The 12,321-nt window shown below is 46.6% G+C and carries 11 protein-coding genes; 7 read left to right on the top strand and 4 right to left on the bottom strand.

The genetic code is table 11. The features are described 5' to 3' along the window. Positions 1–11: 11 nt before the first annotated feature. Genes EHO57_RS17520 through EHO57_RS17510 form a run of 3 tightly spaced genes read right to left on the bottom strand, consistent with a single transcriptional unit; the run spans position 12 to position 2,095 of the window. Positions 12–1,271 (bottom strand): RNA polymerase sigma factor, encoded by a 1,260-nt coding sequence (locus EHO57_RS17520; protein ID WP_135642257.1) that lies wholly within the window; start codon positions 1,269–1,271, stop codon positions 12–14. Positions 1,272–1,282: 11 nt separating this feature from the next. Continuing rightward, entirely contained in the window at positions 1,283–1,621 is a 339-nt protein-coding gene (locus EHO57_RS17515; protein WP_135642255.1) for a YciI family protein, read from the bottom strand. A gap of 45 nt (positions 1,622–1,666) precedes the next feature. Further along, positions 1,667–2,095 carry a DoxX family protein gene (locus EHO57_RS17510; protein ID WP_135642253.1) on the bottom strand — a complete coding sequence of 143 codons (429 nt, stop codon included), beginning with the start codon at positions 2,093–2,095 and terminating at the stop codon, positions 1,667–1,669. A 151-nt stretch (positions 2,096–2,246) separates the two neighbouring features. Between EHO57_RS17510 and EHO57_RS17505 the strand changes: the two genes are divergently transcribed. From EHO57_RS17505 to EHO57_RS17475, 7 genes are all read left to right on the top strand, one after another. Further along, complete coding sequence (locus EHO57_RS17505) at positions 2,247–2,594, top strand: ArsR/SmtB family transcription factor (protein ID WP_135642252.1); 348 nt, start codon at positions 2,247–2,249, stop codon at positions 2,592–2,594. After that, positions 2,581–3,066 (top strand): SRPBCC family protein, encoded by a 486-nt coding sequence (locus EHO57_RS17500; RefSeq protein WP_135642249.1) that lies wholly within the window; start codon positions 2,581–2,583, stop codon positions 3,064–3,066. The genes EHO57_RS17505 and EHO57_RS17500 overlap by 14 nt, the downstream gene beginning before the upstream one ends. A 254-nt stretch (positions 3,067–3,320) precedes the next feature. Then, the gene (locus EHO57_RS17495; protein WP_135642247.1) at positions 3,321–3,707 is read left to right on the top strand and encodes a hypothetical protein; all 387 of its coding nucleotides are present in this window, start codon (positions 3,321–3,323) and stop codon (positions 3,705–3,707) included. 288 nt (positions 3,708–3,995) lie between these two features. Continuing rightward, positions 3,996–4,718, top strand: a complete 723-nt coding sequence (locus EHO57_RS17490; protein WP_135642245.1) for an efflux RND transporter periplasmic adaptor subunit — start codon at positions 3,996–3,998, stop codon at positions 4,716–4,718. A gap of 10 nt (positions 4,719–4,728) precedes the next feature. Next, positions 4,729–8,076 (top strand): efflux RND transporter permease subunit, encoded by a 3,348-nt coding sequence (locus EHO57_RS17485; RefSeq protein ID WP_135642243.1) that lies wholly within the window; start codon positions 4,729–4,731, stop codon positions 8,074–8,076. A gap of 148 nt (positions 8,077–8,224) precedes the next feature. Beyond that, positions 8,225–8,695, top strand: coding sequence for a MarR family winged helix-turn-helix transcriptional regulator (locus EHO57_RS17480; RefSeq protein WP_135642241.1), 471 nt, complete (start codon positions 8,225–8,227; stop codon positions 8,693–8,695). A gap of 68 nt (positions 8,696–8,763) precedes the next feature. Further along, on the top strand, positions 8,764–9,951 hold the full coding sequence (locus EHO57_RS17475; RefSeq protein ID WP_167882229.1) for a thiolase family protein: 1,188 nt from the start codon (positions 8,764–8,766) through the stop codon (positions 9,949–9,951). A gap of 159 nt (positions 9,952–10,110) precedes the next feature. On the opposite strand, the gene amt is transcribed toward EHO57_RS17475, so the two are convergent. Then, positions 10,111–12,246, bottom strand: a complete 2,136-nt coding sequence (gene amt, locus EHO57_RS17470) for an ammonium transporter (RefSeq protein WP_135642237.1) — start codon at positions 12,244–12,246, stop codon at positions 10,111–10,113. Positions 12,247–12,321 lie beyond the last annotated feature (75 nt).

Below are 12,321 nucleotides of genomic sequence, written 5' to 3'. Positions count from 1 at the left end.
TAGATTTGATCCTATTTTCCTTTTTTATCTCGGGCTTCGTCCAGCAGAAATAATTTTTCTTGGATCCCCTGCCTTTCCGTCTGGGTTTTGGCCAAAGAATAGGCGGCTTTCAGATTAGACCTGGACCTTTCCTCATCCACTTCCTTATACAGTTCCCCCAGTAGAAGGTAATAGAAATGGTTGTTCTCTAAGCGCAATACCTCCGCCTCTGCCAATGCGATTCCCCTTCCCCTCACCTTATATAATGCAAAGATCCGGTTTAGAGCAACGCTAGGGGAATAATTGATCAGAAGAAGTCTGTTATATAGATCCAGGATTTCCTCCCATTTCTCGGGGGTATCTTGCTTATTGCAATGCCAATAGGCGATCCTTGCCTCCAGATGGTAGGAACTGATCTCTTTGCCCTGAACAGAAAGATCCAAAAAGTGGATCCCTTGGCGTATCAGATCCTGATCCCAAAGACTCTCATCCTGTTCTTCATACAAGATCATAGGATCCGTATCCGTTTGTCTGGCATGGAAGCGAGACGCATGAAAGCACATGAGCGCGAGCAAGGCATTGGTCTTGGGAAGATTTGTCTTTTCGTATTCGGCGAGGGTGACCCCTAAGCGAAGCGCTTCCAAACAGAGATCCTTTCTTAAGATACGATCCTGGGTCTTGGAATAGTATCCTTCCGTAAATAATAAATATATAATGTGCAGCACATTGTCCAATCTCGCAGGGATCTCTTTCTCCGGAGGAAGCTCCATTTTGATCTTCTCCGCCCTAAGCTTCTCCTTGGCTCGGAAGAGTCTCTTGTTTACCGTTTCCTTATTCGTAAGGAAGGCTTCCGCGATCTCGTCTATTCCGAACCCACAAAGAATCCGTAGGGCTAGACCGATCTGAGCCTCGCTAGCGATCGCAGGATTACAGATCGCGAACAGCATTCTCAATTGACTATCCTTTATATTCTCCTCGGAGAAGTTTAGCTCCTCCGATCCTTCCGGATCTTCCGTCTTAGGAGCGATCTCCGGAAGGATCTTATTTTGGAAAATCTTATTCCTTCTGAAATAATAGAGAGTCTTTTGCTTTGCTACCACATAGAGCCAAGCAGTCGGATTCGGAGGAAGTCCCTTGAGCCCCCAGTTTTCAGCAGCAAGCAAAAAGGTCTCGCTAACGATGTCCTCGGCGATCTCTATATGCTGTAGACCATAAAGGCCGCTGATCACTGCGACCATTTTGGAAAACTCCTGCTGGAATAAGTATTTTAAGGATTCCTGATCTTCTTCCATTGGCCTACAATCTATTCGTAGATAGGTCGGATCTCCACACTACCATTCGCGTCTACTGCCGGGCAGCCGTGAGCCAAGGTGGTCGCTTCTTCCAGACTCTCCGCCTTGACGATAATGAAGCTTCCCAGTCTTTCACGGATCTCCACGAATGGTCCGTCGGTAACTACTCCTCCCGCTTTCAATACCTTTCCTTCTAAGGCGAGTCTAGGTCCATGGCTTGCGAGTTTTCCCTGGGCGGCGATCCCGCTCACCCATTCCTTCCATTTCTTTCCGAGAGCCTCCATCTCCTTGGGAGACGCATTGCTATAATCATAACTTGGCTGTCTAAAAAGCAGCATGAATTCTTTCATTTCCTTCTCCTTTAAATATTCAGAATATTGAATATATTCTTTTTCTCACATCCAACCCGTTTTCCATTGACGATACGTGATCATCAGAAGAAAAAAGAGGGTCAGAGGGATCATCATCTTTCCGTAACCCACTCCGGACAATGCGTAAGAAGCGGCAGCTCCCAGCAAATTGAATGAATATCCCGAATAGGCCCATTCTTTCAAAGTCTTAAATCTATTCTGAAGAAGGCCCAGTCCACCTAGCACCTTTGCAGTGCCTAGAATCTTCAAAATATAAACAGGATATCCTAAAAGAAGAATCCCATCCACATTCGGTTGAAAGCTCGCCAGGTAACCGACCCCGGCCATGATCATTGTGATCGAGATGAACAGGATCAGAGTCCAGTAGATCCATTTAGCGGTCTTGATCCATTTCTCCTTCTTGGCTTCCAGACTTGCGGAACCTTCTTCTTGGTAACTTGTTGAATTCGACATTGTTTTCTCCTGATCGCGATTTGCGATCTCAACCGGATAAGGACCGAGATCCGGGGAATTGGACAATCCTCAGAAAAAAAATCCGGAGTTTTTGCACTTTTTATAAACTTAGGTATTTACCTAACTAAATTCCTGTGCTATACTTAGGTAAATGCCTAACCAAACTTCTACATTGGACAACCTCTTCCATGCATTGGCAGATCCGACCAGGCGATCCGTTTTGGAGCGTCTCAGCCTGGGTCCCGCCACAGTGGGGGAATTAGCTGAGCCTTTCGATATGGCTCTTCCTTCCCTAATGCAGCATTTACATGTGTTGGAAGACTCTGTACTTGTTAGCTCTCAAAAAGTGGGTCGGATCAGGACCTATCGGCTTACCTATAAGCAACTGGAATTGGGAGAACTATGGTTTGCGAAGCAAAGAGCGACTTGGGAGAAACGACTCAATCAGCTTGATACATACTTACTGGATCTAAAGGAGAAACAAAATGACAGTAATTAATTATTACCAACCGGATGCGAAGAGAGACCTGACCTTCGAAAGGATCGTAGACGTTCCAAGGGATCTGGTCTGGGCTGCCTGGACCACTCCCGCACATATCCTGAAGTGGTTCACCCCGGCTCCTTGGCAAACGATCGATTGCGAGATCGATCTGACACCGGGCGGTATCTTTCGTACCACTATGCGTTCTCCGGAAGGAGAAGAGTTCCCGAACATGGGCTGCTACTTGGAGATCGTTAAGAACGAAAAACTGATCTTTACGGATATGCTAGAGCCAGGCTATAAACCTTCTCCAGGCGGATTCTTTACTGCAGTACTTACGTTAGAAGACCATAAGCAAGGAACTCTGTATAAAGTATTGGCCAGACATAAGGATGAAGAGGCTCGGAAGAAACATGAGGACATGGGATTCCACGATGGCTGGGGAAAAGCATTGGATCAATTAGTCGCTCACATGAAAGCGGTACGTTAAGTAGAATGATGAAAGCAGCTCGGAACGAATTGTTTCTTTTTGATCCGAGCGCATTTCCGATCACTATTTACTATTTCTTCAACAATGTAGTTTTTAAATCGACAGCAGATTTCTTCCCTGTCGATTTAAAGTGCATAATAAAAGCAATTTATCCCTTGTAGCATTCTTTTCTAGATCATTCTCATCATAGAAATACATCGGAAGGCTGAATTGCAAAGAAGATCGATCTAAATTTCTATAGAAAGTTCCCATTTTTGAAAAAAATCTTGCGTCATGCTAAGTTCTATATTATCTGGAGATCAGTGTTTGGGAATTTCTTACATAAATGCGTCGTTGCGCTTCTATTGGCGATTATCATATTGCCGACAGAACAGGATGGAGTCGCCGATATAGACGTTTTATCGTCTGGTTTGACTCAATCTATCGAAGCTATCGACTTTGATGCTTCTCACGATAATTCCATTGATGCACGTTCCTTTCGTCAAAGATTCGACTTCCTTGATTTTCATATCCAGAATTTCGAAGAGTTAGAGGAGTTCAAAACTTCTTTCTATTCTGTTACCTTTACTTGGGATGAATATTTCTACTCAAAGCGGATCTCCGTCCTATTACTCAATCTACCTCCCCCAATCTTAGCCTAATTACCACTGAAACGATAGTACAGCCTATTTCGCAGACGTATCCTGTCCGCGAGAGCTGGCAACGGATCGATCGAGTTTTACGATCTTAGTAAATCGGAAGTATTACGAGAGGCTTTGCCCAGGCCCTTCGGTCTAACGACCGTAATAAAAGCATGAGCATATGATGAGCGAAGCTACATCTATTAGAATTCGATAAAATTCTAATGATCTCGTATATTCCTGCACATATTTCGAAAACCGATCTCGAACTATAATTCCTCAAAACTGTGAGGCAGGGTGTAGTACCTGATGTTTTTATCTTATACAAATCGAATACGGATCCTAGTGATCCTAGCGGCAGCCTTGTCTCTTTGCACTGCCGGGTTCTTACTGACCCAAAAAAAAGGTTCGGATCTTCCCGACCTCCAACCTCCCCATGTTTCCGAGGACGGAACTAGGATCCGATTCCGGCAAGACGATCCTGGACTAGAATTGATCAAAGTAATGGAAGTGAGTAAGCGAGGAAACTTCGTTAATGTAGATCATCCCGCTGAACTAATAAAAATAGATCGAGGAATGGCCTGGATAGAGTCGGATATCCCTGAATCCTCAGTAGGCAAACTAAAAGAGTCCGAACATTTCGATATCCGACCCCTACTCTCTTCCAATGAACTCTTCGAAGGCCAGGCAAACCTAAATACAAAGGAAGTGGATCCTATCTCCCGGAACCTAAAAGTGAAGATCAAATTCCGAAATTTAGGCGAAAGATTCAAGGTCGGAGAAAGATTTCTACTGAGAGTTAAAGAAAAGGTAAATTATAAAAACATCATACTTCCATCTATATCCGTTCTATCTGTCGAAGGAAAAAATTATGTGTTCTTGGAAACCGAACAACGTGAGTTCCTTCTAAAAGAGATCAAGCTCGGAGAAGTGGACGAGGAAAAGAGCATCATCACCGAAGGCTTGGAAGAAGGCGATCGGGTCGTGAGCGACGGGGCAATTCTACTAAAGGGACTCAGTTTTGGGTTTTAGGTAAATAGATATGAAGATCATCAACGATATCCTAGAAGCTGCGTTAAAGAACAGGCTTCTCACTTTAACGATCGGTGGAGTCACCTTGATCATAGGGATCTGGTCCTGGATCCATATCCGTAAGGAAGCCTATTCGGATATCGCGGACACCCAAGTCCGCTTGGTCGCAAAATTCCCCGGCAAGGCAACCTTAGAAGTGGAAGAAAGGGTGACCATGCCTATCGAAAGAGTACTTCACTCCACTCCTAACGTGATCGTAAGACGTTCCAGAACGATCAACGGGCTCGTGGTCTTCCAGTTCGTATTCGAAGAAGGTACGGACGATTACTTCGCAAGGATGAGGCTCATGGAAAAGGTCCGAGATGCTGTCATCCCGGACGAGGTGGAACCTACCCTTGCTCCTATGAGTTCCCCGGTCGGCGAGGTATATCGCTACGTCGTGGAATCCATAGACGGCACTCGCACTCCCATGGAGTTGAGAAGTATCCAGGATTGGATCGTCATTCCTAAAATGCTACAGATCTCCGGGATTGCCGATGTAGTTACCTTCGGAGGTCTTCCGAAACAATTCCATATCGTGATGAACCCCGAAAGCTTGATCCGTTATCATGTCACTGTTTCGGATGTGATAGACGCCGTGCAGAACAACAACTTGAACACCGGCGGTAACTTCTTATTGCAAGGGGAGCAATCCCTTCCGATCCGATCCTTAGGAGCCATCCGAGAGATCGGTCAGATCGAAGATATCGTCGTAAGGACACTGAACGGAGTACCCGTATTCATAAAAAATATAGGTAAGGTGGAGATCGCTCCTCCGATCCCAAGCGGTGTGCTTGGATACACCATCCAAAACGACCAAGAGGGTCTCATCGATGTGGACTCTTCTGTTCAAGGCCTAGTCGCTATGCGTCGTTGGGTTGAGCCTAACGCATTCCTGGAAAGAGTTCGAGACAAGGTAAAAGAGATCAACGAGAAGTACATGCCGGATGGAACTCGCTTGAGGAACACTTACGATAGAGGGGATCTAGTGCAGTATACTCTTCGCACGGTAGGGATCACTCTCTTAGAAGGGATCATCCTAGTCAGCCTGGTGGTAGTATTCTTTATCGGAAGTATACGAGCCTCCATAGTGGTGGTGGCCACGATACCGTTTGCCCTTCTATTCTCCTTTACCATGATGAATGCCTCCGGGATCTCGGCAAGCTTACTCTCCCTCGGAGCTGTGGACTTCGGGATCGTGGTGGATAGTGCCGTGGTGATGGTAGAGAATATCATGAGGCGGTACAAGAATGCGACTCCTCAGGATAAACAGAGAGGGATCGTTGCATTCACAAAAGATTGCGGTTCCGAGGTGGCTACGGAGATCCTATTTGCGATCCTCATCATCATTCTCGCCTATCTCCCTATCTTCTCCTTTGAGCGTATCGAAGGAAGGCTATTCAAACCGATGGCCTTCACTCTCTCCTTTGCCATCTTCGGGGCGCTTCTATTCACCATGACCATAGTTCCCGTGCTCATGTCGTACTTCTTTAGGAATTATTTCGAGTCCCCAAACCCGGGACCTATAGAGATGCACAACCCTATCTACCATTGGGTAGAGAAGAAGTACGAATCAATCGTTCACTATTTGGTGGAAAGATCTAAGAGAGTCGTGGCCATCGCATTCTCCGTCGTCGGGGTCCTGCTCGTAATCGGAGCGACTACCTTGGGAACAGAATTCTTACCTTCCCTCGATGAAGGTGGATTCACACTTCGACTCTATTTCCCTGTAGGCATCTCCTTACCGGAAGCTAAGAAATTCATTCCTAAGGTTAGACAGATCATTTATAAGAATGAGATGGTAAACACCATCTTATCCCAGTATGGAAGGAACGACGACGGGACAGATCCGCTTCCTCCGAACCGATTGGAAGTCTACGTAGGATTAAAAGATTATAAAATGTGGAAGGAGAAGATCACTAAGGAGCAATTATTGATCCGACTCCGAAACGACCTAGAAGAAGGACTCCCTAGCGTGAGAGTCAGCTTCTCCCAGCCGATCATGGACAACCTTTCGGAAGCCATCATGGGGACCATCGCCGACCTTGCGGTATTCGTCTCCGGACAGGACATGAGAGTGATGCGGGATCTCGCAGACCAGATCTTAAAGATCGTAGCCGAAATGAAAGGAGCGAGCGAATACGGGATCGAACAGGAAGGTCCGGCTCCTCAGTTGGTGATCCGGATCAAACGGGATGTGGCCGCTCGTTATGGGATCAATGTAAGCGATATCCAGCAATTGATAGAAGCGGCTGTCGGTATGGAACCGATCAGCTATCTATACGAAGGACCGATGGATAATCCTCCTAAAGAACGTGCTCTTTTCGGGATCGTCGCTCGTTTCTCCAAAGACTATCGTGAATCCGCTAGAGAAATCGCAAGGATCCCGATCATCTCCCCTAAAGGAGAAAGGATCCCTCTCTCCGAACTTGCAGATATCACCCAAGAAGATTCTCCTACAATGATCTTCCGCCAAGACGGAAAAAGAACCGTCACAGTTCGCTTGAACGTACGAGGAAGGGACCAAGGTGGTTTCGTAGCGGAATTGCAAAAACGGGTAAAGAACGAAGTCCATTTCCCAGACGGCTACGAAGTGAAATACGGAGGTCAGTATGAGAACCTGGCCCGAGTAGGAAAGCAGCTTGCGATCGTGATCCCTTTAACGATCGGGATTATCTTTGGTCTATTATATTTACTTTATAGAGATCTAAGATCCGTATTCGTGGCACTCTCTTGTATTCCACTCTCTTTGATCGGAGGAATTTACGCGCTTCTTATGAGGGGATATTACTTCAACGTATCCGCCGGAGTCGGGTTTATCTCCTTGTTTGGGATCGCTACTATGGCAGGGATCCTATTCGTATCCAAGGCAAATCACTTTTTGCACGATAAGACTCCGGGAGCACCAAGAATGAATGTAAGAGAAGCTGCTATCGCTTCCGCAGTGACCCAACTCCGTCCTCGTTTGATGACCATGTTACTCGCTCTATTGGGACTGATCCCGGCCACTATGGCGACCGGCGTCGGTTCCGACGTACAAAGACCTCTTGCGACAGTGATGGTAGGTGGACTAACGTCCGCACTACTCTTAGTTCTTACTGTAATGCCCAGCTTATACATCCTAGTGATGAAGAAGCGAGAAGAAGAACATTCTTATCCTTCTACAAGCAGCTCCCTAGTATTGCACCCGGAAGCAATTTCCAGCTACGAGGGTGACGATCAGCATTCGGATTACGAAGGATCCATTTCCCCCAGTAGGACAAGCAAAAACCGCAAGAAGTCCTCTACCTTCTTAAAAGGCAAAAAGACCAAAAAGTAAGATCGATTGAGCGCAGATGAGAACTCAAAAATTTAGAGTTCCATTTGCGCTTTTTATTCCCATTTTGCCGGAAAAAAGGCTTTTGACAGCAAAATAGTGCATATACATTTTAGTCTAATAGAAGAGTCACTCAAAGAACGTATCAGGCATGAAACAGAAACTACAACCGGAAGATCTGAAGAAAATAGGCCTATCCTGCCTGAATGTTAGCCTCAGAAGGACTACGAGAAAAATCACTTCCTTTTATGATTCCGCATTAAAGCCCTCGAGCCTAAGGATCACTCAATTCACGATCTTAGTCAGCATAGGCTTGGAGAAGGATTGTAGTATTACTGATCTTTCCAGACTGACCGACATAGACAGGACCACTCTCCAGAGAAGTCTAGAGATCCTAAAAAGGGACGGACTCATCCGGATCGAAAAGAAGGAAGCTGGGAATATCAGGAATCTCTTTCTTACAAAGAAAGGAGAATCCAAATTGGAAGAAGCGATATCTCTTTGGAAAGAAGCGCAGGCGCAGATCTCCCAAGCTCTTGGAAAATCAAGATTGAACGAAACCTTAGAGATCCTATCCGAAGTAAGAAGACTCCCAATCCTAGAAGAGGCAAATTCAGTTTAAATCCCGGATCGGAAGCGGTGTAACGGATTTTTTGAAATCATATAGTGTATATACAATATAATAAGGAGATGCAAATGGTAGTCTTAGTCGATGGAGCCCGCACCCCATTCGGGAAATTCGGGGGAAAATTAAAAGAGTTCAGCTCTTCGGACCTGGCAGTCATCACCGCCAAGGAAGTCATTCGAAGATCGGGCGTAGACCCTTCCCTCCTGCAGGAATCGATTTATGGAAATGTAATACAGGACGATAAGGATTCCGCTTATTTAGCAAGGCATGTGGCTCTTCGTTCGGGACTTCCCCAAAGCTCGAGTGCACTCTCAGTGAATCGACTTTGCGGTTCCGGGATGGAAAGCATCATACTTGGTTCGCGAAAGATCTTAAGCGGAGAGAGCGATCTGATCCTTGCCGGCGGCACAGAGTCCATGAGCAATGCTCCCTTCGTATTAAAGAATGCGAGATGGGGAAATAAATACGGGAATACGATCGCAGAAGACAGATTGGAACAGAGCCTAACGGACTGTTTCGTGGATCTCACCATGGGAATGACCGCCGAGAATATCGCGACGAAATTCAATATCTCTAGAGAAGAACAGGACGAGTGGGCGGGAATCTCTCAAGTCCGCGCAGAGAAAGCGAGCAACCAAGATCTTTTTCAGGAAGAAATGATCCCCATCCAATTGGGAGGAAAAACCCCTACTCTATTCAAAAGAGATGAGCAGATCCGCGGGGAAGAATGCGTTCCTCAGCTAAAGAACTTAAAGACCGCATTCCTGAAAGAGGGTACTGTTACTGCCGGAAATGCCTCCGGGATCAATGATGGAGCGGCTTCTGTGATACTAGCATCCTCCGATTGGTCCAAGAAGAGCGGGAAAAAGCCACTCGCTTCTATATTAGGTTATTCGAATGTGGGATGCGATCCTAAGATGATGGGACTCGGCCCTGTGTTTGCCATTCCGGTTGCTCTACAAAGAGCAGGCCTAAAATTAGAGGAGATCGATCTTTTCGAGATCAACGAGGCATACGCTTCCCAGACCCTGGCAGTGATTAAAGAACTGGGTTTAGATCCGGAGAGGACCAATGTGAACGGAGGAGCGATAGCGATCGGACATCCTTTGGGAGCGAGCGGAACCAGAGTGGCATTGACCTTAGCGTACGAACTCAAACGCAGGAACCTACGCTACGGCGTCGCTTCTTTGTGCATAGGAGGAGGCCAAGGAATAGCTCTTGTCCTAGAGAATTATGATTTTATAAAATAAGATCCAGGTTCTCTACCCGACAGGGATGCGCAGGGCTTGTCCCGGAGATACGCCTATAAGAATCGTGAGACCATGTGTGAATGTTTCTCCGGGATGAGCGGAAGCGAACCCGAAGCAGCCCGGCCCTCGCGAAAGCGAGGGGTCGGCCTTGTTGATAGATCACTTTTTGGGTTTCCGATTAATCCCTAGTATGGATATATCGTCCTGCTTGGGAGCTCCCGCCAGAAATTCATCCAGTTTTTTTAATATAGTATCGATCCCTTCTTTCATAGGGCTCTCCCCCAAATTCCGGATCAGAGCCTCCGCCCTATGCTCCCCGAATTCTATCTTAGAGGAATTCCATTGTTCTATAAGACCGTCCGTAAACAGGATCACCTTGGAATCCTGCCTGAACTCCATTTCATTGGATGTGTATTTTGTATTCGGAATGACGCCCATAATCCTTCCTGTTTTCTCCAAGGTATGGATCTCTTTCCCTTGTAGAATGTACTGAGGGATATGTCCGGCAGATGCGTATCGGACTATATTCAAATTCGTATCTATGTCGATAACGATACAGGTGAAGAATTGATTCAAATTCTTGAATGTATGCAAAAACTCATTATTCAGATGGAATAATATCTCCGTAACGCTGTAGATCCCACGCTTTAAGGATTCGTAAATTGCCTTGATCGCCATTGTAAGAAGGGCCGCCTGTACCCCATGTCCGGTGGCGTCCGCGAGAAATATCCGAGTAAGACCGGGACGAAGTTCCATAATATCGAAAAAGTCCCCTCCTACCTCATTCAAAGGAAGATAACGGACCACGATCTCCAGTTCTCCAGTGGTCTTATCTTCTTGTGAGATAATGCCGGACTGGATCTTTCGCGCAGTAGAAAGATCGCTTTGGATCAAACTCAGGTTATGCTCCAGTTCGTGGGCCAAGGTTTCCTTTTCCTTAATATTGGTCCGGATCTTTTCCAATACAAGATTGTATCTCTCAGCGATCTGCCCCACTTCCGTAAACGGCTCTATGGAAAGATCCCTACTGAGATCCCCGGTCTGCTTCTGGTATTCCATTTCCAAGAAGAGATCTATGAGTTCCGTAGTTGCCCTATGCTCCGTATAATTCAGTCCTTGGTATTCGTTCTGAGGAGAGACCCTAAGTCTATAATAACGATTGATCAGCGAAAGAAGGGAGTAACTTACCCCAAAGGAAAGGACCCCGCAGGATACAACGCCTAAGGACTGGATGAGTATTTGGTCCATTCTACTCAATCCGGTCCCCAGAAGTTGAGGATCCCCGAAGAATCCGACTGCCAAGGTTCCCCAGATCCCACCGACCAAATGAACGGGGATCGCGCCTACTGCGTCGTCCAACTTGAGCCGATCCAGAAGCTCTCCCGCTTCGAACATTAGAATTCCTGCAACTAATCCGATGAGTATCGCCTCCAGGGAATTCACCGCATGGCAAGGAGCAGTGATCGCAACGAGTCCAGCGAGAGTCCCGTTCAACGGAAGGGTCGCCTCCGCATATTTTAATCGGATCCATCCGTAGATCAGGCTGGAAGCCATTCCTCCGGAGGCAGCGAACATCGTGTTCACGATAATACTTGGAACGTTAGGAGTGAATGCAAGGGTGCTTCCCCCATTGAATCCGATCCATCCGAACCAAAGGATCAATGTCCCGAGCATCGCCAGAGGAAGATTATGACCTGTGATCTTTCGGACCTCTCCATTTCGTCCATACTTGCCGGTGCGATTTCCGATGAGCATCATTGCGGAAAGTCCTACCCATCCGCCTACACTATGCACCGCAGTGGATCCGGCAAAATCCACGAAGCCCAAACGTCCCAGCCAGCCAGTGACTTGGGTCCAGTCTTGTAATTCCTTTCCCCAGGCCCAATGCCCGAAGATAGGATAGATCAAGGAAGAGATGATCGTAGTTACTACGATATAGGCTCCGAACTTCATCCTTTCCGCTACCGCGCCGGACACGATTGTGGCGGCGGTTCCGCAGAACATGAGTTGGAATAAGAAGAAAACTGGGATCTCGGGCTTCTCCCAAGAAAACTCAGGAAAGAAAAAATCGTGTCCGACCAGACCGTAGAAGCTAGTCCCGAACATTAGGCCGAAACCTACGGAAAAGAAAACCAAGGTGGCAATTCCAAAATCCGTAATATTCTTAATGGCAACGTTAATCGAATTCTTAGTGCGGGTCAGCCCGGACTCCAAGCAGAGGAACCCTGCCTGCATAAAAAAGACCAGCCCGGAGGAGAGAATGATCCACAGAATATCGAAACTTGTCTTTGGCATCCGATTTCATATTTCAAAAAATGATAAGCGAATTTGCAAGAATCATTTAGAGAGTGAGATGCCCTTCACTCTCTA

This window comes from Leptospira langatensis, from assembly GCF_004770615.1.
Taxonomy (GTDB): domain Bacteria; phylum Spirochaetota; class Leptospiria; order Leptospirales; family Leptospiraceae; genus Leptospira_B; species Leptospira_B langatensis.
Note: the sequence above shows the minus strand (reverse complement) of the source record. Positions and strands in the feature narration are given on the sequence as shown.

Excerpts from the sequence above, each read along its gene's own strand:
- EHO57_RS17520 (WP_135642257.1), bottom strand. The coding sequence starts at position 1,271 with ATGGAAGAAGATCAGGAATCCTTAAAATACTTATTCCAGCAGGAGTTT.
- EHO57_RS17515 (WP_135642255.1), bottom strand. The coding sequence starts at position 1,621 with ATGAAAGAATTCATGCTGCTTTTTAGACAGCCAAGTTATGATTATAGC.
- EHO57_RS17510 (WP_135642253.1), bottom strand. The coding sequence starts at position 2,095 with ATGTCGAATTCAACAAGTTACCAAGAAGAAGGTTCCGCAAGTCTGGAA.
- EHO57_RS17505 (WP_135642252.1), top strand. The coding sequence starts at position 2,247 with ATGCCTAACCAAACTTCTACATTGGACAACCTCTTCCATGCATTGGCA.
- EHO57_RS17500 (WP_135642249.1), top strand. The coding sequence starts at position 2,581 with ATGACAGTAATTAATTATTACCAACCGGATGCGAAGAGAGACCTGACC.
- EHO57_RS17490 (WP_135642245.1), top strand. The coding sequence starts at position 3,996 with ATGTTTTTATCTTATACAAATCGAATACGGATCCTAGTGATCCTAGCG.
- EHO57_RS17485 (WP_135642243.1), top strand. The coding sequence starts at position 4,729 with ATGAAGATCATCAACGATATCCTAGAAGCTGCGTTAAAGAACAGGCTT.
- EHO57_RS17480 (WP_135642241.1), top strand. The coding sequence starts at position 8,225 with ATGAAACAGAAACTACAACCGGAAGATCTGAAGAAAATAGGCCTATCC.
- EHO57_RS17475 (WP_167882229.1), top strand. The coding sequence starts at position 8,764 with ATGCAAATGGTAGTCTTAGTCGATGGAGCCCGCACCCCATTCGGGAAA.
- amt (WP_135642237.1), bottom strand. The coding sequence starts at position 12,246 with ATGCCAAAGACAAGTTTCGATATTCTGTGGATCATTCTCTCCTCCGGG.